Source organism: Bradyrhizobium sp. JR4.3 (assembly GCF_040547695.1).
GTDB classification, from domain to species: domain Bacteria; phylum Pseudomonadota; class Alphaproteobacteria; order Rhizobiales; family Xanthobacteraceae; genus Bradyrhizobium; species Bradyrhizobium canariense.
The window spans coordinates 303,318-327,977 of the sequence record NZ_JBEPQF010000003.1 but is presented as its reverse complement, the minus strand read 5'-3'; the positions used below and the strand labels follow the sequence as shown (position 1 = coordinate 327,977).

The 24,660-nt window shown below is 62.4% G+C and carries 35 protein-coding genes and 1 tRNA gene; 16 read left to right on the top strand and 20 right to left on the bottom strand.

Annotated features, from left to right (window positions below):
• Positions 1-35: 35 nt before the first annotated feature.
• Both ABIB91_RS07555 and ABIB91_RS07550 read left to right on the top strand, forming a co-directional pair.
• On the top strand, positions 36-515 hold the full coding sequence (locus ABIB91_RS07555) for a carboxymuconolactone decarboxylase family protein (RefSeq protein WP_354160556.1): 480 nt from the start codon (positions 36-38) through the stop codon (positions 513-515).
• Between the two features lie 21 nt (positions 516-536).
• A complete protein-coding gene (locus ABIB91_RS07550) occupies positions 537-1,040 on the top strand; it encodes a cupin domain-containing protein (protein WP_354160558.1) in 504 nt (167 codons plus the stop codon).
• Between the two features lie 100 nt (positions 1,041-1,140).
• Here ABIB91_RS07550 and ABIB91_RS07545 read toward each other — a convergent pair whose 3' ends face one another.
• The 3 genes from ABIB91_RS07545 to efp all read right to left on the bottom strand — a co-directional run bounded on the left by ABIB91_RS07545 (position 1,141) and on the right by efp (position 4,442).
• The gene (locus tag ABIB91_RS07545) at positions 1,141-2,049 is read right to left on the bottom strand and encodes an amino acid ABC transporter substrate-binding protein (protein ID WP_354160560.1); all 909 of its coding nucleotides are present in this window, start codon (positions 2,047-2,049) and stop codon (positions 1,141-1,143) included.
• A 180-nt stretch (positions 2,050-2,229) separates the two neighbouring features.
• The gene (locus ABIB91_RS07540) at positions 2,230-3,852 is read right to left on the bottom strand and encodes a M23 family metallopeptidase (protein WP_354160562.1); all 1,623 of its coding nucleotides are present in this window, start codon (positions 3,850-3,852) and stop codon (positions 2,230-2,232) included.
• 23 nt (positions 3,853-3,875) lie between these two features.
• A complete protein-coding gene (gene efp / locus ABIB91_RS07535) occupies positions 3,876-4,442 on the bottom strand; it encodes an elongation factor P (protein WP_007591435.1) in 567 nt (188 codons plus the stop codon).
• 162 nt (positions 4,443-4,604) lie between these two features.
• On the opposite strand from efp, the gene epmA reads away from it, so the two are divergent.
• Genes epmA through ABIB91_RS07520 form a run of 3 tightly spaced genes read left to right on the top strand, consistent with a single transcriptional unit; the run spans position 4,605 to position 7,059 of the window.
• Positions 4,605-5,669: an EF-P lysine aminoacylase EpmA gene (epmA, locus tag ABIB91_RS07530; RefSeq protein WP_354160564.1), complete on the top strand. Its 1,065-nt coding sequence runs from the start codon at positions 4,605-4,607 to the stop codon at positions 5,667-5,669.
• Positions 5,666-6,760 (top strand): lysine-2,3-aminomutase-like protein, encoded by a 1,095-nt coding sequence (locus ABIB91_RS07525; protein WP_354160566.1) that lies wholly within the window; start codon positions 5,666-5,668, stop codon positions 6,758-6,760. Before epmA ends, ABIB91_RS07525 begins: the two co-directional genes overlap by 4 nt.
• Before the next feature lie 44 nt (positions 6,761-6,804).
• Positions 6,805-7,059: a hypothetical protein gene (locus ABIB91_RS07520; protein ID WP_007591425.1), complete on the top strand. Its 255-nt coding sequence runs from the start codon at positions 6,805-6,807 to the stop codon at positions 7,057-7,059.
• Positions 7,060-7,113: 54 nt separating this feature from the next.
• Here the strand turns inward: ABIB91_RS07520 and ABIB91_RS07515 are convergent, their stop codons facing one another.
• The 7 genes from ABIB91_RS07515 to ABIB91_RS07485 all read right to left on the bottom strand — a co-directional run bounded on the left by ABIB91_RS07515 (position 7,114) and on the right by ABIB91_RS07485 (position 12,666).
• A complete protein-coding gene (locus ABIB91_RS07515) occupies positions 7,114-8,199 on the bottom strand; it encodes a 3-deoxy-7-phosphoheptulonate synthase (protein ID WP_354160568.1) in 1,086 nt (361 codons plus the stop codon).
• A gap of 235 nt (positions 8,200-8,434) precedes the next feature.
• Complete coding sequence (locus tag ABIB91_RS07510; protein WP_354160570.1) at positions 8,435-9,013, bottom strand: HdeD family acid-resistance protein; 579 nt, start codon at positions 9,011-9,013, stop codon at positions 8,435-8,437.
• 74 nt (positions 9,014-9,087) lie between these two features.
• On the bottom strand, positions 9,088-10,128 hold the full coding sequence (locus tag ABIB91_RS07505) for a PrsW family glutamic-type intramembrane protease (protein ID WP_007591420.1): 1,041 nt from the start codon (positions 10,126-10,128) through the stop codon (positions 9,088-9,090).
• A gap of 564 nt (positions 10,129-10,692) precedes the next feature.
• The gene (locus ABIB91_RS07500) at positions 10,693-10,950 is read right to left on the bottom strand and encodes a hypothetical protein (protein ID WP_354160573.1); all 258 of its coding nucleotides are present in this window, start codon (positions 10,948-10,950) and stop codon (positions 10,693-10,695) included.
• 104 nt (positions 10,951-11,054) lie between these two features.
• Positions 11,055-11,681, bottom strand: a complete 627-nt coding sequence (locus ABIB91_RS07495; protein WP_007591418.1) for a pilus assembly protein PilZ — start codon at positions 11,679-11,681, stop codon at positions 11,055-11,057.
• A gap of 165 nt (positions 11,682-11,846) precedes the next feature.
• Positions 11,847-12,488 carry a hypothetical protein gene (locus ABIB91_RS07490; protein ID WP_354160575.1) on the bottom strand — a complete coding sequence of 214 codons (642 nt, stop codon included), beginning with the start codon at positions 12,486-12,488 and terminating at the stop codon, positions 11,847-11,849.
• 103 nt (positions 12,489-12,591) lie between these two features.
• A tRNA-Glu gene (locus tag ABIB91_RS07485) sits at positions 12,592-12,666 on the bottom strand.
• Positions 12,667-12,891: 225 nt separating this feature from the next.
• On the opposite strand from ABIB91_RS07485, the gene ABIB91_RS07480 reads away from it, so the two are divergent.
• The 3 genes from ABIB91_RS07480 to ABIB91_RS07470 are packed head-to-tail and all read left to right on the top strand — an operon-like array spanning position 12,892 to position 13,622.
• Positions 12,892-13,146, top strand: coding sequence for a PilZ domain-containing protein (locus tag ABIB91_RS07480; RefSeq protein ID WP_007591415.1), 255 nt, complete (start codon positions 12,892-12,894; stop codon positions 13,144-13,146).
• A gap of 57 nt (positions 13,147-13,203) precedes the next feature.
• Positions 13,204-13,449 carry a hypothetical protein gene (locus tag ABIB91_RS07475; RefSeq protein ID WP_354160578.1) on the top strand — a complete coding sequence of 82 codons (246 nt, stop codon included), beginning with the start codon at positions 13,204-13,206 and terminating at the stop codon, positions 13,447-13,449.
• A 5-nt stretch (positions 13,450-13,454) separates the two neighbouring features.
• A complete protein-coding gene (locus tag ABIB91_RS07470) occupies positions 13,455-13,622 on the top strand; it encodes a hypothetical protein (protein WP_155809976.1) in 168 nt (55 codons plus the stop codon).
• A 107-nt stretch (positions 13,623-13,729) separates the two neighbouring features.
• Here ABIB91_RS07470 and ABIB91_RS07465 read toward each other — a convergent pair whose 3' ends face one another.
• The 3 genes from ABIB91_RS07465 to ABIB91_RS07455 all read right to left on the bottom strand — a co-directional run bounded on the left by ABIB91_RS07465 (position 13,730) and on the right by ABIB91_RS07455 (position 15,963).
• The gene (locus tag ABIB91_RS07465) at positions 13,730-14,368 is read right to left on the bottom strand and encodes a glutathione S-transferase family protein (RefSeq protein ID WP_354160580.1); all 639 of its coding nucleotides are present in this window, start codon (positions 14,366-14,368) and stop codon (positions 13,730-13,732) included.
• 390 nt (positions 14,369-14,758) lie between these two features.
• Complete coding sequence (locus tag ABIB91_RS07460; RefSeq protein WP_354160584.1) at positions 14,759-15,211, bottom strand: VOC family protein; 453 nt, start codon at positions 15,209-15,211, stop codon at positions 14,759-14,761.
• A 323-nt stretch (positions 15,212-15,534) separates the two neighbouring features.
• Positions 15,535-15,963 (bottom strand): hypothetical protein, encoded by a 429-nt coding sequence (locus ABIB91_RS07455; RefSeq protein ID WP_354160586.1) that lies wholly within the window; start codon positions 15,961-15,963, stop codon positions 15,535-15,537.
• A 211-nt stretch (positions 15,964-16,174) separates the two neighbouring features.
• On the opposite strand from ABIB91_RS07455, the gene ABIB91_RS07450 reads away from it, so the two are divergent.
• The 5 genes from ABIB91_RS07450 (at position 16,175) to ABIB91_RS07430 (ending at position 18,806) form a co-directional block, all read left to right on the top strand.
• The gene (locus ABIB91_RS07450; protein ID WP_354160588.1) at positions 16,175-16,846 is read left to right on the top strand and encodes an REP-associated tyrosine transposase; all 672 of its coding nucleotides are present in this window, start codon (positions 16,175-16,177) and stop codon (positions 16,844-16,846) included.
• A gap of 207 nt (positions 16,847-17,053) precedes the next feature.
• Positions 17,054-17,653, top strand: a complete 600-nt coding sequence (locus ABIB91_RS07445) for a hypothetical protein (protein WP_354160590.1) — start codon at positions 17,054-17,056, stop codon at positions 17,651-17,653.
• Positions 17,654-17,932: 279 nt separating this feature from the next.
• Positions 17,933-18,172 (top strand): hypothetical protein, encoded by a 240-nt coding sequence (locus tag ABIB91_RS07440; protein WP_354160592.1) that lies wholly within the window; start codon positions 17,933-17,935, stop codon positions 18,170-18,172.
• 116 nt (positions 18,173-18,288) lie between these two features.
• A complete protein-coding gene (locus ABIB91_RS07435) occupies positions 18,289-18,531 on the top strand; it encodes a hypothetical protein (RefSeq protein WP_354160594.1) in 243 nt (80 codons plus the stop codon).
• A gap of 5 nt (positions 18,532-18,536) precedes the next feature.
• Positions 18,537-18,806, top strand: coding sequence for a hypothetical protein (locus ABIB91_RS07430; protein ID WP_354160596.1), 270 nt, complete (start codon positions 18,537-18,539; stop codon positions 18,804-18,806).
• 27 nt (positions 18,807-18,833) lie between these two features.
• Here ABIB91_RS07430 and ABIB91_RS07425 read toward each other — a convergent pair whose 3' ends face one another.
• The 6 genes from ABIB91_RS07425 to ABIB91_RS07400 all read right to left on the bottom strand — a co-directional run bounded on the left by ABIB91_RS07425 (position 18,834) and on the right by ABIB91_RS07400 (position 22,108).
• A complete protein-coding gene (locus ABIB91_RS07425) occupies positions 18,834-19,037 on the bottom strand; it encodes a DUF3072 domain-containing protein (protein ID WP_354160953.1) in 204 nt (67 codons plus the stop codon).
• A 131-nt stretch (positions 19,038-19,168) separates the two neighbouring features.
• Positions 19,169-20,191, bottom strand: coding sequence for an acyltransferase family protein (locus ABIB91_RS07420; protein WP_354160598.1), 1,023 nt, complete (start codon positions 20,189-20,191; stop codon positions 19,169-19,171).
• A gap of 382 nt (positions 20,192-20,573) precedes the next feature.
• Positions 20,574-20,750, bottom strand: coding sequence for a hypothetical protein (locus ABIB91_RS07415; protein ID WP_007591393.1), 177 nt, complete (start codon positions 20,748-20,750; stop codon positions 20,574-20,576).
• 176 nt (positions 20,751-20,926) lie between these two features.
• Positions 20,927-21,199, bottom strand: a complete 273-nt coding sequence (locus ABIB91_RS07410; RefSeq protein ID WP_354160600.1) for a hypothetical protein — start codon at positions 21,197-21,199, stop codon at positions 20,927-20,929.
• A 176-nt stretch (positions 21,200-21,375) separates the two neighbouring features.
• On the bottom strand, positions 21,376-21,678 hold the full coding sequence (locus tag ABIB91_RS07405; protein ID WP_007591380.1) for a hypothetical protein: 303 nt from the start codon (positions 21,676-21,678) through the stop codon (positions 21,376-21,378).
• Between the two features lie 244 nt (positions 21,679-21,922).
• A complete protein-coding gene (locus ABIB91_RS07400) occupies positions 21,923-22,108 on the bottom strand; it encodes a hypothetical protein (protein ID WP_007591378.1) in 186 nt (61 codons plus the stop codon).
• A gap of 408 nt (positions 22,109-22,516) precedes the next feature.
• Here ABIB91_RS07400 and ABIB91_RS07395 point away from each other — a divergent pair, with 408 nt between their 5' ends.
• Positions 22,517-22,813, top strand: a complete 297-nt coding sequence (locus tag ABIB91_RS07395; RefSeq protein ID WP_007591377.1) for an HU family DNA-binding protein — start codon at positions 22,517-22,519, stop codon at positions 22,811-22,813.
• A 147-nt stretch (positions 22,814-22,960) separates the two neighbouring features.
• Positions 22,961-23,137 (top strand): DUF2934 domain-containing protein, encoded by a 177-nt coding sequence (locus ABIB91_RS07390; protein ID WP_106943511.1) that lies wholly within the window; start codon positions 22,961-22,963, stop codon positions 23,135-23,137.
• Between the two features lie 215 nt (positions 23,138-23,352).
• On the opposite strand, the gene ABIB91_RS07385 is transcribed toward ABIB91_RS07390, so the two are convergent.
• Positions 23,353-23,580: a hypothetical protein gene (locus ABIB91_RS07385; protein ID WP_007591369.1), complete on the bottom strand. Its 228-nt coding sequence runs from the start codon at positions 23,578-23,580 to the stop codon at positions 23,353-23,355.
• 16 nt (positions 23,581-23,596) lie between these two features.
• Between ABIB91_RS07385 and ABIB91_RS07380 the strand changes: the two genes are divergently transcribed.
• Positions 23,597-24,028, top strand: coding sequence for a hypothetical protein (locus ABIB91_RS07380; RefSeq protein WP_354160967.1), 432 nt, complete (start codon positions 23,597-23,599; stop codon positions 24,026-24,028).
• Positions 24,029-24,660: the final 632 nt, after the last annotated feature.

Here is a 24,660-nt window from a genome sequence, read left to right as displayed (position 1 = left end):
GTCAGCACTCTTACAATACCACGAGGTGAACGGCAATGTCATACGCCCGCAGCGAATACGAGGATTTCAAGAGGATCGCGCCCGACGCGTATGAGCTGGTGCTGGCGCTCGGTCAGGTCGCGGCCAAGGCCGGCCTCGACAAGCAGCTTCTCGAACTGGTCAAGCTGCGGGCATCGCAGATCAACGGCTGCGCCTTCTGCCTGCAGCATCACATCCTGCTTTCGGAGCGGATCGGCGTGCCCGTCGACAAGCTCAATTTGCTCGTGGTCTGGCGCGAGGCGCCGATCTTTTCGGTGCGGGAGCGTGCCGCGCTGGCCTGGGCCGAGGCGCTGACCTGCCTGCCCGACGGCGTCGGCGAAGACGTGTACGCCGAGGCGAGCCGTGAATTCTCCGAGACCGAGCTGACGTACCTGACCTCGGCGGTCGCCTCGATCAACATCTGGAACCGTTTCGGTGCGGCGTTTCGCTGGACGCCGGCGACGCGGCCGGTCGCAGCGAATGCGGCGGCATCCTGATTGCAACGAAGGGAGATCACGATGACAGCAATGAGTGTTTCCACCACACTGCGTCCGGCGCCATCGCGTTCGATGGCGATCGCCGTCGTCGGCGGGCTTGCCTGCGCGTTTGCGATCGGGAAGACGTTGCCGGTGACGATGGACACCATCTCCGGCGCACTCTCGCCGCTCTGCGCCACCGCCGCCGAAAGCTCGCCGCTCGACAAGGTCGAACCGATCGGCTCCTACGCGCTGCCGAACGTGCCGGGCAAGCGCGTCACGATCGTGCGCGTGTTCTACGGCCCCGGCGGGTTCTCGCGGCCGCATCGTCACGCAGGATCCGTCACCGCCTACATCACCAAAGGCGAGATCCGCTCTCAGCTCGGCGGCGGTCCGGTCGAGACGTTCGGCGTTGGCCAGTCCTTCTTCGAGCCGCCCGGCTCGACGCATCTGGTCTCGGCCAATGCCAGCACCACGGAGCCGGCGGAACTGATCGCCGTGTTTGTGGCAGACGAGGGCGCGCAGCTGACGACGTTGCTGGATTGATCCGTAGCCCGGGTGAGCGAAGCGACACCCGGGGCAGTCGTCGCGTGAGTCCCGGATGTCGCTTCGCTCATCCGGGCAACGTTACCAGCGTGCTCTCTCGTCAGCCGCCGTAGGATGCTGGATCAGGGTTGTCCGACGGGTGCTCGAACGACTTCTTCATCGACACCGGCATGGGCACGTGGAAGTTCAGGCCGCGCGGCGGCACCGGCTCCATGAACCATTTGTTGTAGATCTTCTCGATCTCCGGGCTCTTGTAGAGTTTTGCGGTCGCGCGATCGACCACCGCCTTGAACGGCGCGTCGTCCTTGCGCAGCATGATGCCGTAAGGCTCCGGATCGGAGAACGCGCCGGTGCTGATCGCGTACAGCGACGGATCCTTCGAGGAGGCGATCATCGCCGCCAGCTGGATGTCGTCCATGACGAAGGCCACGGCCCGGTCGGTCTCGACCATTAGGAACCCTTCGGGGACATCCTTCGCGTTCATCACGGTGATGTCGAGCGAGCGGGCCGCATTGGCCTTGTTGAGCTGCGTGATGTTGGTGGTGCCCGAGACGGAGACGACGGCCTTGCCCTTGAGATCGGCGATTTGGTCGAGCCTCGAAGTCTTCTTGGACACGAAGCGGCTCGCTGTGAGGAAATGCGTGTTGGTGAACCACACTTGTTTCTGGCGATCGGCGTTGTTGGTCGTCGAGCCGCATTCGAGATCGACGGTGCCGTTCGCCATCAGCGGAATGCGGCTGGACGAGGTGACCAGGTTCTCGTTGACCGCGAGCTTGTCCAGCTTCAGCTCGGCCTTGATCTCCTCGACGATCTTCATGCAGATGTCGATGGCGTAGCCGACGGTCTTCTGCTTCTCGTCGATATAGCTGAAGGGCACCGCACTGTCGCGCACGCCGAGTGTGATCGCGCCGGTGTCCTTGATCTTCTTCAAGGTCCCGCTCAATTCCTGCGCATGAGCCGGCACGCCGAGCCCGACGGCCAGAATGGCCGTTATTGTGAGACAACGCATGTGCTTCCCTTCATCCTGTTTATCCGTGGGGAGGAAAGCAATTCTGAGGCCAGACAATTTCGAGGCCAGAGAAGGCTCCGTCATAAGGAGGCCGGGCCGGTCAGGCGGTGTGCGTGCAATTCGCTGTCATAGGACCGTCATCAGACAGTTTGGTTGGCTGTCTAGATGGCGCAAGCAGCGTCAATTCTCGTCGCCGCCCGATCCCTCGCGCAGGTCCGGCTTGAGCACGTCCTCCGGCAGCGCATGTGCCACGGGCTGCGGCGTGCCGGCGATCTCCGGGCCGACCTCGCGGCCGCGGGCATGGATCAGACGCTCGTACGCCGAGACCAACGTGACGTAAGGACTGACCCAGATCCAGCCGTCGCGGGTGAACACCTGCACGTCGAAATGCAGGTGCATCGAGGTGCCGGCGGGATGATCGAGATAGTTCGAGACCACGCCGATCTTCTCACCCTCCGATACGATGCGACCATTGAGCAGGCCATCGGCGTTCAGCGCCTGCGGGTTCATATGCATGTAGCGGAAACGGATGTGCTCGGTCCGGCTGTTGATTTGCAGCGTCACGGCCTGGTCCTTGGAAGCGCGTATGACCCTCGCATCGCGCACGGCGACGATGGCGCGCTGCTTGGGATCACAGGCTTGGCGGCCTTCACCAGGCGATGGGCACTCAGCCGCGCGGATGTCCTCGCCCTGATGGCCATAACCGCCGCCGCATTGCCAGACCTCGAAACTGCGGGATTCGCAGAAATTGTCGCGCCAGGGGTAAGCGGTCGTGCTCTCCATCTTGTCGCGCTTGGCATAGGATTGCGAGTGTACGAAAGCGGGCGCCTTCTCGAGAGGAAAGCGGATCTGTGCGTAGGCCATCACGTCGGGATGGCCGCCCTGCTTGCGATAACCGGTGTTCGGGATGATGTCGCCGCTCGGCCGATAGGTGAAGTCCGGGGAACGCGCCGCGGGACGATCGAGAATGTTGGAAGCGATGTCCGTGAGCGGCCGCATGCGCTGGCCGCCCGCCACGCGCAGCGCCTTCAGGAAGCGCTCGGCGACCGGATAGGCCTCCTTGCAGGCAAGCCGCCGCGGCTTGGCGACGCTGTCGAGGCATTGGATCGACACCACATAGGCGACGCCGAAACGGGTGAAAGCGTAGCGCACATAGCCTTCCCGGATGAATTTGCGCAGGTCCGGGTAGAGCGCTGCGAGCGGTTTGACCGGCTCGCCCTTGCCGCCCGAGGGATCGGCAATGTCATAGACGAGCGCCGAACCCGTGATCTGCACCTCGACCGGTCTTGCGAAGACCCGGCTCGGCATGCCGTCTCCGGTACCAGGCTCGAACGAGAAGGTCGCGCTGTAGCCGGCGGGGCCGGCATCGAACATGTCGACGGAATTGAAGTCGGCCTGGTAGCGCGACAGCGCGACGGTCGCTGGCGCACCATTGCGCCGTGCTTCGAAATGCGCAGCAGCGTCGAACGGCAGCAGCACGGGCACGGAGCTGCGGGAGATGCCGGTGAAGAATTGCGAGGAGATCGCGTTGAGCTGCACCAGCGCCGGCATCGTGCGCGGATCATAGCGCGGCACCGAACGACGGGGCGCGAAGATGAAATCGTCCGCGACCCGGGGATGGGCGTTGATTTCGGTGCGCAGCTGATCGAGCGCCGCGCGCCAATCGACGCGCAGCGCCGTGAGCGAGGGGCTGCGGAATTCATCCGCAGTGAGCGGAGAGGCAATGAGGAGCGAAAGCGACGCCAGAAGTTGCGAGACGAAGCGGAAATTTTTCCCAACCACTGTCTCGCCCCCCGGCGGCACCTGTTGCGCTCGCTTTGGTTCCGTCAGTCCTTGGCGCGCTCGGAGTAGGAGCCGTCTTCGGTCATCACGACGATTCGGGTGCCGACGGCGATGTGCGGCGGCACCGTGGTGCGCAGGCCGTTCGAGAGCACGGCGGGCTTGTAGGACGAGGAGGCGGTCTGGCCTTTGGTCACGGGCTCGGTCTCGACCACTTCCAGCGTCACGCGCTGCGGCAGGGCGATCGATACCGGATTGGCGCCGTGCAGCGACAGCTTGACCGTCATGCTCTCCTGAAGATAGGCCGCCGCGTCGCCGATCACGTCCTTGGAGACCTGGACCTGATCATAGGTCTCCGGGTTCATGAAGTGATAGCCGTCACCATCTTCATACAGGAAGGTGTAGTTGCGCTCTTCGATCGTGGCCTTCTCGACCTGATCCGTGGTCTTGTAGCGCTCGGAGATCTTTACCCCGTCCGAGATTCGGCGCATTTCGATCTGGCTGACCGGGGTGCCCTTGCCGGGATGGATGTTCTCGGCGGTCACGACGACATATAGCTTGCCGTCTTGCTCGATCACGTTGCCCTTGCGAATAGAACTGGCGATGACTCTCAAAGCTGTATTTCCTGCTTGCTTGGCCCGGCTCGGGCCAGGACGTGGTCAAATTGATGGGGGACCTGGGGCCCCAAATCAGACCGCGGCACCCGTTTCGGGCCGCAACATACTGGTTTTGCCGTTGGATGCCAGCATTTTGCTGGCCTGCGGGACGGCCGGTTAATGGCTGGGGACAAGCCGATGTCGCCGTTCTGGTCCCCCTCGCGGCATCTCGACCGCCGGCCCTTCCTGCAGGCCAGGGGAGCAATCACCGGGGCTCTACGGGGATTTTTCGCCGAGCAGGGCTTTGTCGAGGTCGAAACCTCCGTTCTCCAGGTCTCCCCGGGCAACGAGACCCACCTGCACGCCCCCCGGACCGAGATCGTGCGACCCGACGGCAGCCGTGTGAGCCGATATTTGCGGACTTCGCCGGAATTCGCCTGCAAGAAGCTGCTGGCGGCCGGGGAGACCCGGATTTTCGAGTTCGCCCGGGTGTTCCGGGACCGCGAGCGCGGCGACCTGCATTTGCCCGAATTCACCATGCTAGAATGGTACCGGGCAGGCGCCCCCTATGACGCCATCATGGCCGACTGCGTCGTCCTCATCGGCCGCGCCGCCCAAGCGACCGGGATTGGCACCTTCGCCTTCCGCGGCCGGACCGCCGATCCCTTCGCCGAGCCTGAACTTGTGACGGTGGCCGGCGCCTTCGAGCAGTTTGCGGGAATCGACCTGCTTGCGACCATTTCCGGCGGCGAAGGCGACCGCGCCGCGCTTGCCCGGGCCGCTGCCGGCAAGGTCCGTGTGGCCGAGGACGACACCTGGTCCGACATCTTCAGCAAGGTTCTGGTCGAGCATGTCGAGCCGCATCTGGGGCAGGGCCGTTTGACCATTCTGTTCGAATACCCATCTCCAGAGGCGGCACTGGCGCGCGTGAAGGCAGGCGATCCCCGCGTTGCCGAGCGGTTCGAGGTCTATGCCTGCGGTGTCGAGCTCGCCAACGGTTTTGGCGAACTGACCGACGCCGAGGAGCAGCGCAAGCGCTTCACGCAATCCATGGTGGAGAAGCAACGCCGCTACGGCGAAGCCTATCCTCTGGACGCGGACTTTCTGGCCGCGGTCGCGGCGATGCCGGAGGCGAGCGGCGTCGCGCTCGGTTTCGACCGGCTGGTGATGCTGGCGAGCGGCGCATCGCGAATTGATCAGGTGGTCTGGACGCCACCTGCAGATGAAACGTTAAGCGAGACATGATGAAGAGCAATCTTGCGCGCACATTGCGCGAGCCGGCCGAACTTGTTGCCGAGCAGCTGGTATCAGCCACAGCGCTGCCGGTGCTCGATCGCGTTGCCGCACGCTATGCGGTTGCGATCACGCCGGCGCTGGTCGATCTGATCGACAGGTCCGATCCCGACGATCCCATCGCGCGGCAATTCGTTCCGACTGCCGCGGAGCTCGAGATGCAGCCGGGCGAGAACGCAGATCCGATCGGCGATCATCCGTACTCGCCGGTTCCCGGGATCGTGCATCGCTATCCCGACCGTGTGCTGTTCAAGCTCGTTCACGTCTGCGCGGTCTATTGCCGCTTCTGCTTCCGCCGCGAGATGGTTGGACCCGGCAAGGAGAACGCGCTCTCGGACGGCGCCTATCGCGCCGCGATCGACTACATCCGATCGCACAGCGAGATCTGGGAGGTGATCCTGACCGGGGGCGATCCCCTGATGTTGTCGCCGCGGCGGATGAGCGAGATCATGGCGGATCTTGCCGGAATCGATCACGTCAAGATCATCCGCCTTCACACCCGCGTGCCCGTGGCCGAGCCCGCGCGCATCAGCGAGGAGATGGTCGGGGCGCTCAAGGTCGAAGGCGCCACCACCTGGGTGGCGCTGCATGCCAACCATGCGCGCGAACTGACGGGGCCCGCGCGTGCCGCCTGCGCGCGGCTGGTCGATGCCGGAATTCCCATGGTAAGCCAGTCCGTGCTTTTGCGCGGCGTCAATGACAACCCGACCGCTCTGTCGGATTTGATGCGAGCTTTCGTCGAATGCCGGATCAAGCCCTATTATCTGCATCACGGCGATCTCGCGCCCGGCACGGCGCATCTGCGAACGACGCTCGCCGAGGGGCAGGATTTGATGCGGCAGCTGCGCGGACGGGTGTCGGGACTGTGTCAGCCCGACTATGTCATCGACATTCCCGGCGGCGCCGGCAAGTCGCCGGTGGGACCGAATTACGTGTTGCCGATGCAAAATACCGCACCTGATGCGGGTGATGCGGCATCGGAAACGCGCTATCGTATCGTGGATTATTGCGGCGACGTTCACCTCTATCCGCCCGAGACCTGATTGGTCGTGATGGAGATTCTGGCTCGAGGAATGGAGGGAGAGACATGAAGAAGATCATGGTGGCAGTATCGCTCGCGGTCTTGCTCGGCGGCGCGGCGGTCGCGCAGACCGGCGGCACGAAGGGATCGACATCGGGCGGCGCGGCGTCCGGATCGCTGCCGCAGGCACCCGTGGGCCATCGCCAGCCGCGCGTCGGCGACGTGCCCAGCGAGAAGAACCTGAGCGACCCGAACGATCCCCTCAGCAAGGAAAATCAGGCGCTCGACAAGAAGATCAAGAGCATCTGCCGCGGCTGCTAGGCGCCGGAGCAGCGGGCAGGGTGCGACAGCCTCACCCCGCCCGCGATCGTTCGGTCAGGCGGAGCGCTCGTGCAGCCCTGCGCGTTTGGTGTTGCGCCGGATCTCGACCGCGTCAGCGAGCTGCTTGAGCACGGTTGCCGTGGTCGCCCAGTCGATGCATCCGTCCGTGATGCTCTGGCCATAGGTGAGCGGCTTCCCCGCCACAACGTCCTGGCGTCCGGCGACGAGATTGCTCTCGACCATCACCCCCATGATGCGGTTCTCGCCGCCGGAAATCTGGCCGGCGATGTCGGCTGTCACGAGCGGCTGGTTTTCCGGCTTCTTGCTCGAATTGGCGTGGCTCGCATCGACCATCACGAGCGGTGCGACGCTCGCTTTCGCCAGATCGTTGCAGGCCGCTGCGACGCTTGCCGCATCGTAATTCGGCGTGCTGCCGCCGCGCAGGATGATGTGACAATCCTCGTTGCCCGCGGTTGAGGCGATCGCCGAGCGGCCGAGCTTGGTCACCGCCATGAAATGATGCGAATTCGAGGCCGACTTCACCGCGTCCGCCGCGATGCGCACATTGCCGTCGGTGCCGTTCTTGAACCCCACAGGGCAGGACAGCCCCGAGGCCAGCTCGCGATGGATCTGGCTTTCGGTCGTGCGCGCGCCGATCGCGGCCCAGGACACGAGGTCCGCAATGTATTGCGGCGTCGTCATGTCGAGGAATTCGGTGCCGGCGGGCAGGCCGAGATTATTCACGGCCGAGAGCACGTTGCGCGCCAGCCGCAGGCCCTTGTTGATGTCGAAGCTGCCGTCCAGATCAGGATCGTTGATCAGGCCCTTCCAGCCGACCGTGGTGCGTGGCTTCTCGAAATAGACCCGCATCACGATTTCAAGTTGATCGGCAAGCTCTTCGCGCAAGCTCGCGAGGCGCTCGGCGTATTCGAGCGCGGCCCTGGGATCATGCACCGAGCAGGGGCCGACCACGACCAGAAGCCGGTCGTCCTGGCCATTGAGGATCGCGTGGATGGCGTTGCGTGCCGCCATCACCACGCGCGTCGCGGTGAGCGTACGCGGGACTTCCCGCATCACCTCTTCAGGCGTGCTCAGTTCTTTCAGTTCGCGGATACGAAGATCGTCGGTCGTGCTCAGCACGGCGGGCTCCTTGTCATTTTGAGACCCTGCCGGCCAATAAAAAAGCCGCCAGGTCTGGCGGCTGTTCGGACTAGATGCTGCAATTTGTCAGATTGAGCGTGATCCTCCCACCGCCAGCGAGCTGTCGTAGCTAAAATACCAATAAAAGCTGGTGGTGACGGTGATCATGGCCAGTCATATAGCGCGCGATCGGCGGGTTGTCACCCCCTAAGCGAGGTGAGGGTCACGGGGCGCCTCAACTGTTGCTTTTGCGCGCCGCCAGCGCCATGCCGATCAGCGTGGCGCCACCGAACAGCAAGTTGATCCCGACGAGGATGCCGATCGCCCATTCGGCCGAGCTCGGCAATCCCGTGATCACCATGAACGAGATCGCGATGTCGACGAGGCCCGAGATCAGGAGCCACGACCAGCGGCCGCCCGGCTCGCGGCGATGCTCCAGCGCGTACATGATGGTGGCGATGCCCTCGGCGAGGAAATAGGCGCCGAGCACGATGGTCAGCGTCAGCACGGCCTGCACCGGTCGCGCCAGCAGCAGCATGCCTGCGAGCACCGCGAGCGCGGCCGAGATCAGCGACCACCAGAAGCCCGGCGTGCTGCGCGCCCAATAGGTGGCGATCAATCCGCCGATGCCGCTGATCAGGAACATCCAGCCGAGGAAGATCGCAATCGCAAGGCTTGCGAGCGGCGGCAGGATCAACGCGGCAACGCCGAGCACTGCAAGCAGGATGCCTTCGAACAGGAAGGCCTTCCAATGTGCCTTGACCGTCCGGCTCATGGCGGATTGCAGCCGGGAAAAATCCTCAGGCGATGTCATGGGCGGGCTCCGGGTCGACAGGTGTGTGCTCGATCCAGTCTAGTACGTGCACACCGCGCTTGCCATCCCGCGGCTCAGCCGCCGCCGTGCGCCGACGAAAAACCTTCGCCGCTGGTGCGGATGCGGTTGCGCCCGAGAACATAGATCGCGGTCGTGACGATCAGAAGTGCGAGGCCGAGCAGGATCGAGACCAGGCCGATCGGGATCAGGGCCAGGGTCAGATTGCGCTCGGGGTTGATGAGCCAGTGATGGATCGAGGTCAGCACGAAGGCGAGCCCGAGAAAGCCGACGCCGCCGCCCGCGAGCAGCAGCGCCCACATCCGGCGGAGCTGGCTGAGGCGCTCGCGCGCGACCTCGGTCCGGGGCGCGTGATGGCGCGCGACGCGCCGCACCAGGCGGATGGCGAAGGCGATCGAGCTGAAGCCGATCAGCAGGCTCGCGCCGCCCAACCACATCCGCAGCGTCGGATCGAGATCCGGCATGCGCTGGAGTGTGAGCAGCGGGAAGTCGAACGCCGAATGCAGGGCGAGCGGGCCTGCGAAGATCAGCAGCCGGCTGGAGAGACGGGCCCAGTCGCGATGATGGCGGTTCGCACCCAGCGCCGTGCCGGCGCGCGCGATGGTCAGATAGGCGCCGGCGATGATGCCGAGTGCGCCGTGGAACGGCACGGTCAGCACGCTGCGCAAGGCGGCCAGCGAGCGCCACATCTCGGCGTGCTGGACGAGATAGGCGAGGTTCTCGTAGGCAGCGAAGCCCAGGCCGACCGCGGCGCCATAGACCACGGTGTCCATCGGATTGGCGAATGTCCGCCGCTTGGTCGAGGCGACCAGCACGATGGCGATCACCTTGACCGCTTCCTCCGGCAGCGCGACGCCGAAGATCGAATGCATGGCCAGCGCCGCCCACGGGTTGTCCGGGGCCGCGACCATTTTGGCGAAAGGGGCGCGGGCCAGGCCCAGCAGCGAAATGCTGGCCGCGCCGAGCAGGAACGCGGTCCAGACCTGGGCCGGCGGTCCCGGGCGTTCCTCGGCGGCGATGACAAGCCACAGCATCAGCAGCGCCGGGGCGATGGCGGCCGTTCCGATGACGGTGGGTAACGCTTCAATCAGGTACATCGGCGCCGAAAATAGGTTCCCTTGAGCTGCTTATCCACATTGTCCGATGCGACCTTGTGTCATGCGCTCGCTGTCGCGTCGCTTAACAAGCGTGACAGCCTACGTTCATCAGGACGGTCGCCGAGGTGTAGAATATGGAGCGCAATCAATCGCATGACAGAATCACCTCGTCATCCCTGACAACGGTCGCGCGCCTGTCATCGGATCGCGATTGGTAAGTCAGATCAAGGCAATGTGCAGGTTTCTTCGATTCACGATGAACGTGTCGCCGCGGCAAGTCCAGAGCCGGGATTGCCCCGTCCGGGCTACGCACGTCCGGCCGACGGCCTAGTCACGCCTGGTCGCGCGGGATGGCGGCGCGGTCCGGCGGGCCCGGAGTTGCTCCACCTCCCAGAAGGCGCGGATAAGGCACGTGCCAAGGCAGAGCACGATGATCAACAGCAGGAAGGCCTGGTCGACGGCGGGGATGTGAGTCATGGCATTGATAAAGCAACCGCTATGCCACCGCGTTCCTTCCCCGGCCTGCACCACGTGCAGGGCTGCCGCTCCCAAGCCCGCTTTGACTCAATGCGTGGTGAACGGCGGCGGTGCGTCGGGCGCCACGTCGAAGGCGCCGAGATGGAATTCCTCGCCGATGGACGCGTCCCGCTCGGATTGCTGCACCATCAGCGTGAACGCTGCCTGCGGGTATTGCTTCCAGATATCGAGATCGCCGGCGGTGATGGTGAGCCAGCCGAAGGTGTACATGTAGCGACCCGGCTCGGTGACCCGGCCGACCTTGTCCCAGGTGATCTTATCGACCGTGATCTTGTCGACTGCCATTCGGTCCCCCGATCGCAAGTCTGCAAATGATGCCCGGCACGAGGCGCGGACCTTCAAAAGCTTATCTCGAAATAGGGCTGCGATAGGGCGGCGAGGCCGGCGGATCAGGCCGATTGCAGCATGGGCGAGCGGACGATCAGCCGGACGACGTCGTCCCGCGACTGCTTTTCCGCGAATTTGACAGCAAAGCCGTTTTCGAATTTGCGAATCACGCGCCCGACACAAGCGCCGACCGCAAGCGGAGTTCCCACTGGCGGATCGTATTCGCAGGATATGGCGACTCCGGCCGTGGAGACGTCGATGATGAAGCAGGCATGGGTGTTGCCGTCGGCGAGCGTCAGGAAGGTGTGCGCGACCTGCGGAACGAAGCGCGCGTCATTCCGCAGCTCCTGGACACTGGCGTCCTTCTGCTTCTTCTCGAGCCAGGTCAGCTTTTCCGACATCCAGGCGCGCCGGGCTCGCGTCATGTCGAGCTCCATCAGGAAGCCCGATTTCAGCGTCGCGCTGATGGTGCATTGGAATTCGCCAAAGTCCTGGAAGTAGGAGGTCACGCGCTCGCCGACTTTGCCGACCACGGGAACGTCGACCATCATGCGGAACGGCGAGACGCGGCTGGTGCGGCAGGCGAAGGTCCGGAGCTTGCCCTCGCAATCGTACCAACGCGGCAGCGAGTAGCTGCCACTCACGGTGACTTGCACGGCACGCTGTCTGAGGAATTCTGCGACGGACATGGGCGCCAATCGTGGTTCGGAGGGTTTCCGTAGTTCCACGGTAGCAATCAAATTCTAAGCAAATGATACCGGCGCTCACGAGCAGGGGTAAATTTTTGGTAAACATGCCGATCGGAACGGGCGGCATAGCGCCGCGATTATCAGGCCTGCGACCTCACGATCGCGTCATCCGAGGAGCACCAGCAGAGCCAGCACGCCAATGGCCATGATGAGCTTGATCGTCGCGCAGGCCAGGCTGCTCGGTCTCCTCTCAAATCCGAACCACGGCAATGCATGCTGCATCGCGCGCGTTGCGACTGCTTCGATGACGGCGAACAAAAGAGCGATTCCGGCGAGGAAGGACCATGATGCGTCCGGCAGCATCCATGTCGAGAGCGACGCGGGGACGGACGCTTTCAACGATGCCAGCAGCGCGAACCATCCGAACAGGGACACGAAGCCCTTGATGATGTCGGGCCCGATCGTGCCGGGCTCGAGGCGGATGCCGATCTTTCCAAGCGCGAGTTCGATGCGCTCGCCATCGCTGAAGAAGAGGAAGGCGCCGAGGTAGAGCGGAACGCGCGATTGAAACAGGAGCGCGATGATGCCGAACAGCACGGCGTAGCCGTACGCGTCACCGAGAATGTTCGTGCCGGCCGTATGCGACGGCGCAGCCGTGGCCCGAGGCAGCGATCTGGCGCGCGCCATGTGCTCCAGCATTCTGGCGCGGCGTTCCGGCGCGTAGGCTGCCGTGCGGTGGATCCATGGCGGCGGCGCCGGCGAGGCAATCCCGGCCTGGTCGTCCGAGGGAGATTTCTGCTGCGCCATGGGCCTGCATATCCGGTTCCGTCAGGACATTGGTCGGAGGCGAGGGGCAGGCAGGTTCATGCGGGGCGGCAGATTTCGCCGCGTCATCCAAACGGCCGGATGATGGCGCTCCCTAGCGGAATCGAACCGCTCTCTCCACCGTGAAAGGGTGGCGTCCTAACCGATAGACGAAGGGAGCAAACCCAGGGCCCCGCCGCTTTTCGCGGCACGGCCGCTGGCCGCCCGAGTCATGCCCTGCGGCTGCAGCGGGCGAACCTATAATGGCCTTTGGCGCCCTGGGCAAGCCGTTCGGGAACGGTCTTTTGGCACCGGTGGATAGCCTCCCACCCCGGATCGGTCGGGGGCGAATTCAACGGTTTCTTAGGTTCCCTGAGCTAGCGCTGGACTGGGAGAATTTGAGCCGATGCCACCGCCCAAGAAGCGCGCAGCCCGCAAGTCGCTGTCGCAGCATGCCTGGATCACACTCGACGGCGGGTTCGCGGCGCGGCAATGCCTGGTCCAGGACATCTCCGCCACGGGCGCCAAGATCACGCTGGACGAGGATGCGAGCCAGCTCCCGGGCGTGATCCGGATGGCATTCGCACGCGATGCGCGGACCGGGCGGAGCTGTCAGGTGGTGTGGCGCCGCGGCAAATCGGCCGGCATCAAGTTCATCTGATCCCCGGGGAATCGACCCCGATGGCGCGCGGCGCCTGTCCGGGCTAGAACGGCCCGCATGCGTGCGCCGCTCCTCATCCTGATCTCGTTGCTGACCATGTCCGCGGCCGCGGCGGAAGCCTTGCGTCTGCCGCCTGCGGAGCGTCCACAGGCCGGCAAGGCCTTGCCGCTCAAGGGTGCCGGCGGGAGCGCGAAAGCGGGCTCCTGCGCCGCCTATGGCCGCGGCTTCCATCTGGTCGAGAGCACCGGCACTTGCGTGAAGATCGGCGGCTCGATCAGCATCGAGACCACGGTCAGGCGCTGACGTTCATGCCGCCGGATATCATGCGGCCCGAGATCATCGTCCCGTTCGTGATGTATTGCGCGCTGCTGTGGTGGATCGGCCGCGGCCTGAGTTGGACCGCGCGGCTGGCCACCGCGGCCGTGACGCTCGTGCTGATTTTCTGCGTGCTGCTGTTCGAGCGCGGCTGGCCTTAACAAAAAACGCGAAAACAACCCCATGCACAGTAGCCGCCACCTCCCGGCGGCGCGCGGCGAAGTGCCGATTCATCGTGCTCTCAACGGAGTTTAAGCCGCGTCACCGCTCACGACATCGGCGGTGCCACAAATTGCGCAAAACCGGGCCGTTTGCCGAGTTCGGCGAGCCAGCGCGTCAGATGCGGCTGCGCGGGCCGGGTGATGCCTTCGACGCCGAGCCAGCGCCGCGCATAGGCGCCAACTGCGATGTCGGCGAGCGTGAACGCATCGCCGTCCATGAACGGGCGCGTGGAGAGCAGGCGGTCGGCGATGGCCCAGACCTCGGCGGCGGCATCGGCATTCTTCTGCAGCTGGATCATGTCGCGCTCGGCGGGCGGCGTGCGCACGAGGCCCCAGAACACCGGACGGTCGACCGGCTGCACCATCGACAGCGTCCAGTCGAGCCAGCGGTCGACGCTGGCGCGCAGCTTCGGCGCCTCGGGATAGATTTGCGTGCAGCGCCCGTGCGCAAGGCAGAGATAGCGCATGATCGAATTGGATTCCCACAGCGTGAAGTCGCCCTCGACCAGCGTCGGGATCCGCGCATTGGGGTTCATCGCGAGATAGTCGGCCTCGCGGGTCTTGCCGAAAGCCATGCCGGCGTCGATGCGCTCGTAAGCCAGGCCGAGCTCGGTGAGGCACCACAGCACTTTCTGCACGTTGACCGAATTGGCGCGGCCCCAGATCGTCAGCTTTTGGTCCGGCACATCATCCTCCCCGGGGTTTTCTTGGTGTCGTAGCCCGGATGGAGCGAAGCGCAATCCGGGGTGCTTCGGCAGCATCAATCCCGGATGACGCGTGCGCTCCATCCGACAAGCGCGGGTGATAGCGGAATCCACTGCGGCGAGCGACGCGCGATTGCGCCGATCCTCTCATGCAAAAAGGTCCGCACGCAAAAAGCTCCGCCTGAGGCGGAGCTTTCATTGCAAGGTCAAGCTGGTCAGGCGATCAGCGGCCGAAGAACAGCCACAACAAGATGATCACCGGGATCGGCACACCGAGCATCCATAACAAAATTCCGCGTCCCATCGCGTCCTCCTCCAATTGCATTGTCGAAGAGAGAACGCTGGCGGCACGGGCTTGTTCCAGCGGCGAGCCTACCAATGGCCGGTGTTGGGCATCGACGACCACGGCTCCTGCGGCGGCTTTGGGTCGCCCTTCTGCAAGATCTCGATCGAGTGCAGATCCGGCGAGCGGACGAAGGCCATGTTGCCGTCGCGCGGCGGACGGTTGATGGTGACGCCGGCCTTCATCAGCTTCTCGCAGGTGGCGTAGATGTCGTCGACCTCATAGGCGAGATGGCCGAAGAAGCGATCCTCGCCGTATTTTTCCTCGTCCCAATTCCAGGTGAGCTCGACCAGCGGCGCGCCGCGGCTCGAGGGCTGCTTCTTGAGCGCCTCGAGATCGTCCGACGAGCATAGGAACACCAGCGTGAAACGCCCCTTGTCGTTCTCGATCCGCCGCACCTCCTTCAGCCCCAGCGCATCCTGGTAAAACTTCAACGCGACATCGAGATTGCGCACGCGCAGCATGGTGTGGAGGTATCGCATGGTTGTTGCTCCCTGGGCGGATGGGGTTTTGCTTTGGGCCGGAACGGCGGGGAGGGGATAGCAGGAAAGTGGAGGGAGGGGCAGGGCCAAAGCCACCGGCGGGTGCACGGCTGCGTGAGGGGCGGAACGGTTTCTGAAGTAAAAACAAGCCGAGCGTGAACCGAAGCCAGCGCAGCTAGCAGGACGACGGTGGCGAATAAATTCAATGCACTATGGCAGCCCCACGCCGGTATGACGACGCGTTCTACGCGAGCGCACGTCCGAGAGGCCATCCAGCTTCAAAGGGCGGTTAAGGACGGCGCCGGGAAAAAAGAACAAGCAGATCATCCGTTTCGAGGCACACGGAGCAAAATGCCTCCGAGCCGAAGAATTTCGTCGTTCGAGCGAACGTACGACGTGCCTCTGCCCCTGCGACTAATCGCAATGTCAATACTCTGCCTCTCGATTTGGTAGCCTCGAGCTCGCAGTTCGATCAGAACGGCGAGGCAATCCTTACTGATCTCGTGGCCGTCGGGCAGCGGCGTGACGGCAGCTAGCCAACTAAGCGCTGCTGCCTCTTCGGCTTCGCGCGCTTCAAACGCGGCCTCTTCAACCAAACGGCTGACGATGTTGGCAAGATATGCTCGATCTTCGTTCAACGCAAAAAATGCCTGCCCGAGTCTATCGACCCAAAATGAGCCAAATGGCATGAGCTTCGTCGCAGCATCTCGGATTTCGTCGTCGAAGCGAACAAGAGCTTCCCAGCGAGTCATTTTGGAGCAGTCTTACAGGTTTCAAAGAGGGCTATCTCTCTTTCCGATTTTAGCCGACTTAGTCAGAGTTGCAAAAGCTAAGATTTCTTGGGTTTGGCGGCTATACGGTCTCCAGTCATGCCAGAAATCATCGCTGTGCGAGAATTTCCCTTGGAATTACGGTGACAGTGCACTAAATTGACGTAGCGCGATTTTCAGCACATATTGCGGCATGGCTCGTCTTGCTCGTGTCGTCATCCCCGGTCACCCCCACCATGTCACCCAGCGCGGCAATGGCCGGGCGCGCACGTTCTTCGACGACGCCGACTATGCGCTCTATCGCGATCTGCTCGCGGCGAATTGCCAGGCGGCCGATGTCGAGGTGTGGGCCTGGTGCCTGATGCCGAACCACGTCCATCTGGTGCTGGTGCCGTCCGATCCTGACGGTCTGCGCCGCGCGATGGCCCGCGTGCATCGAAGCTATGCCGGCACCGTTCAGGCGCGTCGCAAGCGCACCGGCCATTTCTGGCAGGGCCGGTTTGGCGCCGTCGCGATGGACGAGCATCATCTTGCGGCCGCGCTGCGCTATGTCTCGCTCAACCCTGTGCGCGCGCGCCTGGTGAAGCGGGCGCAGGATTGGCGGTGGTCGAGTGCGCGCGCCCATTTGCGCGGGCGGGACGATGGCCTCACCGCGCTCGCGCCGGTCCGCGATCGCTTCCCGAACTTTGCCGATTTACTGGCAGCCGAGCCGGAGGCGGATCTGTTCGGCGCGCTGCGGTCGGCGGAGAGCATCGGCCGCCCGCTCGGCGACGACCGCTTTATGGCCCGAGTCGAGCGCCAGACCGGGCGGGTGCTCAAGCCAGCCAAGCGCGGGCCGAAGCCATCCGCGGCAGAGGACGGATGAGCTCAGCTATTTGAGTGCACTGTCACCGTAATACACTGTCACCGTAATACAAGAGGCTTTGGAGGCTCGGTACCTCGTCGGATGTGGGAGGAGATGAAGGCGCTGAAGCAGAAGCGAGAGGCATTTGCTTCAAAAGAACGTCTAAAACCTTCTGTACAACCGTTGGCTGTGTCGCTAAATTGTGCTTCTTTTTGATTGGAGGGGGCAATGGGTTTGAGGATTTTGGTACTCTCAGGAGGGCTTTCGGTTGCGTTTGCCAGTTCGGTGTTCGCGCAGAATGGCAAGGGCGTTCCTGATGACATCATGATCAATTCCCTGCGTTGTGAGGCAGGAAAGATCGGCAGGAAATTGCAAGCTGCGAACCTGCCGCTCGACAAAAAGATGGCTGTCACTTGGAAGGACAGCCAGACCAATAACGGTATTTTCGGTGCGGGATTCAAAATTCCGATATTCGATATCGGCCTCTCGGGGGATCTGACAAGAGAAGAGCTGAACGAGACCAGCTCTGATGGAATTACGTTTAACCTTCACCCCGACAACTACGCTGTATGTACAGGATTCAAGAAGCGGATTATTCCGGAAGGCGTTGGCGTCTATCATTGTATCGGCGAGCAAAAATACGCAACCTTTGCCTACGCGCTCGAAAACAAGGCTGGCTCAGTAGGCTGCCACTATAAAATATCGCTAGTGAAAAAGATCAGTGGTAGTGCCAAGATCCCTGTTTGGGGGCCAGTGGAATTCGGACCGAGTGGCTCCTATGGAGATACAGCTGGGTACGACATGGCTGTAGCAGCGCCGCCAAAGTAGGAGCGCTAGCGCCTGTCATGCCCTCGAACCTCTATTGAACGGCAGCTTGCAAAAGCTAGGCTGCCTTTCACGGAGGCGGGCGCATGGCATCAAGAATCGTAAGCGATTCTAAATCTCTTTCCTTGCTCCGCAACATGAGGACTAAGCGGCGAAGGACGCGAGGAGACGCGAGCTTGAGGAGACTGCGGTGACAATCGGCTCAATTTGGCGCGCCCAAAGATTGTGCATTACCTGAGCGCGAGGCCTCTTTGCTCGCCCGGTCCGACCTTGGGGGATTCAATGCGTTTTAGAACGGCACTTTTGGTTGCTTCACTCGTGGCGCCGTGGTGTGCGGCTCCGGACACGGCAAGGGCTGCGGGCAGCATGACGCTCTGCCTGCAGGCTGGCTTCTCGCAAGCCTGCTGCAAAGCCGAGGAAGCGAAGGGCGGTTTCAACGGTGACGGTGCCGATGCCACTGCGCGCCGCTGGAATAGTCTTGCTATGTGCAAGAGCGGGAGTGCGCAGAAGATCAAGCGCTAGAAGACGAGCCCCTTCACGCGAAGCACCTCCACAGCGCTAACCGGGCCCTCAGAACGGTGATCCAAAACCGCGGAATTTGGCCACCTCACTCACGGGTGGACAGGCTTGTTTAGCCGTTGGCAGATGAACTCCTCGCGGAGATGACGCGACTAACCGCCATGGCCAATATTCTAGGCGAGCTTCTGTTCGCACTGATCCGCTCGATTGTTGCTGGATGGGCGTATGCGCTCTGGGTCAAACTGGCGACATGGCTCGAGCCGAGGATCCAACGGCGTTGGGTGAAGGTTGCCGTAGGAGGTCTCCTCGGCCTGGCAGCCTTTTTCATGATTCCGATACTGATTGGGCTGTTGGGCCTTTGAAGACCATGAAATCCGTTCTCATCGTCGCCTTGGCAATCGGGGCGCTCGTTTCGACGGTGCTGCTCGTCATGGAGCAGCTCACCGACTACTCCATCGCCGTGATGGCATGGGAGATGCCGGGCATATCCGCAGCTTACCTTTTCTGGGGAGCTGTCGGCAGTTCCGTTTTCCTGGGCGTCGCCATCACTTGGGCCGTGAATGCCATCGTTTACGGGGCGCCCGCCTTCGTCGTCCTTACGGTCTTCAAGCTGGCAATTCGCGGTTCGCCGAAGTGACCTGACAATGACGGTGATGCCAGATATTTACTTCTCGAGCCCGGCCTTCTGCCGCATCGTATCGATTAGCTCTGAGGCCTCTGCCTTGGTCAGATCCTTCTTGGGCAGCTCCTTGTGGGCCTGCTCGGCGAGGGTCTTGAGGTAAGATTCCTGGGCACCGGTCATCGGGTCGTCGCCGGAGACCCAATCCTTCGGATCCTTTTGGGTGTTGTCCGCGGTGTTGTCAGCCATCTTGTTGTCAGTCACGGCGATCTCTCCTTTTCAGGTTCAATGCCGGCTGACGCCTTTTGTTCCTTATTTGTTCGTGACTCGCTCATGACGCAGCAAGGGTCGCACTTGCCCGGATTCAGCGTCGGGAGTGATCAAGGAACGGCCGGCAGCGATCGGCGTCTGCGCATCACACTTATCTTGCGACTTGCCTTGCGTCCCCAATCGAGGATCGGTGTCTCAACGGCGACGTGCAAGGCGGCGGCGAGACCGATGGAGAGCAGGATGCCGGCGATGATTGTCCCGACGATCGACAGACGCCACAGTCCGTCAAAGCTGGCGATCCATTTCACCACCAGATAATGGACGATATACAGCGCGTACGAAATCTTGCCGAGCCATTGCAGGACCGGTGAGAAGGATCGTCCTTCGGTCTCGGCAGCGATCACAGCATGGATCAGCAATCCCGCACCTACGCCATAGGTCAGGACGCGCGCGAACTGTGCGTCGATCGCGCCGTGCACGAAAATCCAGTACCAGCCGGCCACGAACAGGCCCGCGGAAACGGCTGGGAAGTGGCGCGAAAAGCGCAATCGTCCGCTTCTCTGGAGATAGGCGATGACAACGCCGGCACCGAATTCCAGCACCAGCGGATGAAAGTAGATCCCGAACTCAAGGCCGAAGACGAGAGCAAGAATGACCAGGCCGAATCCGGCGAACAAGATCTCGAACAGCCGGTCCGGCTTGATCGCCAAGACGACCGCGACGGCGACATAGAAGTGCAGTTCGAAAGCCAGCGACCACGCCGGCCCGAGGTACCAATTCGGATATGTCCATGCGAAGATGGTTCCGAGGTCGAGAGCGGGGCGGTCGCCCGGCGCAAGCGCGATCCAGGAAGAGCTGACAAACGCCGCCAGCAACACCAGCCAATAGAGCGGAAAAATTCGGAGGGCCCGTCTGAAAGCGAAATCCAGCGGGTTGTGTTGTGCCGTCGCCGTGGTCGCGATGATGAAGCCGGAGATCACGAAGAAGATGTCGACGCCGCTCGCGAGAATCGTCAGCGCGCCCTCGGCGAGCTCCGGCCCGACCATATCGGGTCGCGCACTGATTGCGTGTCCACAGACCACCGACAGCGCAGCGACCCCGCGCATCGCCTGTACACCCGCGAAGATCCGCACAAAGCCCCGCCACGCTTATTGATACGCAATCTAGGCGAGAAACCCATTAAGGAACAGTTGCGCTGATGCGATAGAAAGGCTGCTGGAGCGAGCGCCCCATCCTTCGAGGCGACCGCTTCGCGGCCTCCTCAGGATGAGGCTCAGCTGCATCCATCCGCGTTGAAATGCTGGCGCATACTCATCCCTCGTCCTGAGGGCCTGCCGCAGGCGGGCGTCTCGAAGGATGGCCGCAGTCGAGCTTCCAGCCACATGTTTGTTCATATGCGATACTCCGCACGCGACGGCGCGTGAATCGAAAAACCGCCCCCGATTGCCGGAGGCGGTTCTCGAAAATCTGGCCAGGGAATTATCGCGAACCGATATTCACTTCGCGCGAAACGCCCTAGTGACCGGTGCCGGGCTTGGTCGTCTTTGGCGGCTTGCCGTCTTCGATCCGGCCTTCGTTGCGCAAGTCACGACCTTCCTGAGCCTTCTTCTGGCTCTCGCGGGATTTGCCGTGTTCGTTCATCTCCTCTTTGATGAATCCGGCGCCTTCCTTCACTTTACCTTCAACGCTCATGACGATCTCCCTTGCTGGAGATGGGGCAACTCGCGGCGAGACCTGACCGTTCCGGTGCGCGCACGATTGTGAGGCGTGCATTCGCGACAGGTTCCAAAAAGATCCGCGTCATGAAATGGCCGCGCCGCCTTGTGGGAAGCGACGCGGCCGGGAAGCAAGCCGTACAGGAAACCGGCTTACTTCATGTTGCTGCGGGTCCTGGTGCCGCCCTGGTCGCTGCCGGGGCCGGAGCCGCCTTGGCCGGAGGCGTCGGGCCTCACCATTCCGCCCTTGCTCATGCCGTCATGGCTCATGCCGGTGGTGCCGCTCCTCATCGTGCCCTTGTCCGTGTTGGTCATACCGGGCTTCTGAATGTTGTCGGTCTGCGCGGCGGGGCCGGTCTGGTTCTGCGCAAAGGCGGAGCCGCACATGAGGCCGAGGGCGGCGGTCGCAATGATGAGCTTCTTCATCTCAAACTCCTGGTTGGTTGTGTGGGCCAACGGGAGCGCAGAAACCGTGTTCCTAAAACAAGGTGTTCCGGAGTGCAAAAATTCTCGTCTGCAACGAGGATACTTTCGGTTCTGATTGACTCAGAACCGCTCCAGATTGTTGTGACGCGTTTTCTTCGCGCGAACTTGAAAACGCCCTACGCCGCAAGCCGCTGGTCGGTCGGGCCCGTCAGGTGCTTGAGCACTTCCGCATGCTCCAGATCGGGAACCGCGATGGCCGTGTGGCTGTAGCTCGCATGGGTTCGTGATTTTGCAATCTGGTCCAGGATCTCGCCGCCCTTGATGACGTGGAGGCCCATGCCCTCTCCGGACGGGAAGATCGCGAGCACCACGTCATAAGCCGTGATGACGGCGCGAAGCGCTTCGGCCTTGTCTTCGGCAATTTCGACGAACACGCGAACATCGGCCGCGAGTTCACGCAGCTCGTTAAAATCCAGCACTGTGGGTACTCCAACGCAACGATACTGAGAGGAGCTTGGAGGCGTTAGGTTACTGAAGTCTCAACGGCCTATGCCCAGCCACAGGTTTATCGACCAGGCGCCCCCGTCAGGCCGATAGACGCGCGGGCGTTGCCGCCTGCTCGGCGATGCGCCGGCACGGGAAGGACATCTGGAGCGGGGAGGGACGAAGCGCGCCTCGTACCCATACGGGCGTCACGCGATACACGCGTGACTTATGCGCGCTTTACTTGGCGTATCCCTGGGAGCGGAGCCACGCGATCTTGCGGTCGCCGTTGATCCAGTCGTCGGCGTCTGCCTTGCTGGTGAAGCCCTTGATTTCGCGCTGTTCGCTGTCCGGGTAATCCGCCAGGATTTTCCAGTCGTTGTCTGCAATGCGGACGGTTTTGAAGGTCACTTTTGTTTTTGCCATGCCGCATTATGCAGGAGATGGCCGGAAAAGAGAACCTGCCTTGTGACGGTCACCGGCGTGGCCCGGGCGCAGACCTCGGGGGCCAGCCTGATCGGCTTTGCGCGGCCAGGTCCCCGAAAAGGCGAAAGCCCCGCCTGGGGGAAGCGGGGCTCTCTGATGGGGGTGAAGCTTGGGGACTTCAAAGAGTTAGACGCCTCCGGGAGAAAATGGTTCAACGCGAAAACGGCGAAGGCTGCGGCATCTTTCCCACGGCGTCCGGCCCCCCGCAGAACCCCTGCTTGCGTTTTGGGCGTCGATGGGTTCTAAGCCCCGTCACTTCATGAAAGTTGGCATGAATCAGAAGCGCGTTGCGCGGTTGGACCGCGTCCTGAGCAAAGCCTGCTCGCGCGCACAGAAGGAAATTCAGACATGGCGAAGATGACCAAGACTCAGTTGATTGATGCAATTGCCGAGGGCACGCAGCTGTCGAAGAACGACGTGAAGTCGGTCATCGAGTACATGGCGACCGTTGGCTACAAGGAGCTCAACGAGTCCGGCGAGTTCGTCATTCCCGGCTTCGTGAAGATGTCGGTGGTGAACAAGCCGGCGACAGAAGCCCGCATGGGCGTCAATCCCTTCACCAAGGAGCCGATGCAGTTCGCGGCGAAACCGGCGAGCAAGTCGGTGAAGGCCTCGCCGCTGAAGGTGGCCAAGGACTCCGTCTAAGGGCTCGCTAAGGGTTCGCATTTTCGTTGCGGCGGCTCCTTTTCGTGGAGTGCTGCCGCGGAGCGCTGCAATGACCGCTTGCTTGTGCTGAACCAATAAGGAACTCTGGGCGATCGTCAGGCTTTGCTTCCGAGAGGGAGAAATCACATGACCGGTCTCAGCGAAGTAGAGATTCGAAATCGGGCCTATCACCTCTGGAAGGAGGCCGGCGAGCCTGCGGGCACGATGGACACCTTCTGGTACGAGGCCGAAAAGGAGCTTCTCGCCGAGCGGACCAAGCAAGGCGAAGTGCCGCCCGGCATGACCGACAATCTGCCGGTCTGACTGCGCTGGTCTAAGAGGCGAGCGTCGACAGTTCTCAAAGCAGCCACCCGGCGTAACGCCCGGGTGGCTGCTTTGCTGTTCGGGCCACCGCTCTCAAAGAAAAACCCCGGGCTTAGGGACCGGGGTTCTTCAAGCTGGCCGGCCGCGTCGCGACGCGCCGCCAGCACCACTGAATTCGACCTGACAACGCAGACCGGGAAAATTCGTTCCGGCCGCTAGTCCGGCGACACGGACACGTCGATGATTGCCGGCGTATCGACCTGGCGCTCGCGCCAGACGACGAGATCGCATTTGGGATTGAGCCACTGATATTCGGAGCCGCGCGCCTTCAGGTGCGCGAGCGCTGCATCATGTGCGGCGGTCCGGTCCGGCGCTTCGACCATGATCTCCACGGTCTCCTCGATCTGACGCACCACCTCGACGGCGTAGAATTTTCTGGTCACGGTCCCTCGCTCCGGAATGACTAACGGGGAGGGCGATGGCGCGTTCCCCAAAAGAAAAACCCCGCGCTTTCGCGCGGGGTCTTCTTGGCTGGCGGCAATGGGATTTCAGCGCCTGGCCGCCGGCCGCGTTCTCGAACTTAAGGTTGAAAACCCAAAAAGCAACCGCGCCGGCGCGCGGAAGGCTCGAGGCGATGTGCCCAATGAATTTCGGGGGGAGGGCTGGACTTTTTGTTCTTATTTTGTTCTAGTGGGGCATCTCTTTTGGTTTGGCAGCGACATTGATTTGGAGGTGTCCATGACTGTCGAGAAACAACGCGAAGTGATCAGGCTCTGGAATCAACTCAGGAAACTCGACGGCCCGGCCGCGGAAGAACTCCGCATCCAGATCCTGGAATGCTTTTCGGAGAAGGATCTGTCGGGGAAGGACACGGCGAAGCGAGCGGCGTGATGAGCGTCGCACTACGTTGATGATAACGGGCCATCTTCCCCACCTTCACCGATCGTTAGGAATCGTTTTGCGCTGATTTCTCGACTCCGATTCGTTCCTTGCGAACGAAATGGAATCGGATGCAGAACAAGCCGTGCCTTCTGTGTCGATGCGGGACACGCGCTTCCTAACCAAGCCAGCGTGATGCTTCGCACGGTCCCTCCCGCGTGTCCTCGCTACGAGATGAGATGAGGCGAGGGAGACACGACATGGATGCGTGCTGGTTTCTTGAGATGTTCGCCGAGATCGCGAAAGTGTTTTGGTATGATCGGCATCCGCGCTTGCGCAAAGGCAGGCCGTCGGTGCCGCAGGTGTCGCCGCGGTCGAAATCCGAAGACGCGATGTGAGTGCGCGATCGTTGGCGACTGCGCTCGTTTGTGTGCAAACGAAATGTTGAGACTTGCTTAGCGTCGATTTCTGCGATTCCGATTCGTTCTTCGAGAACGAAAGGCGGGCGAAGCTGGAACAATGCCGGATGGCGGATCGCCAGAAGCTCCGCAGCCTCGGCTTTCGCGCGGCTTGAGGCGGCTCGCCGACTTCTGGAGACGCTTCGCGAACTCCTAACGGAAGCTTGCCGCGAAGCCGATAACCCT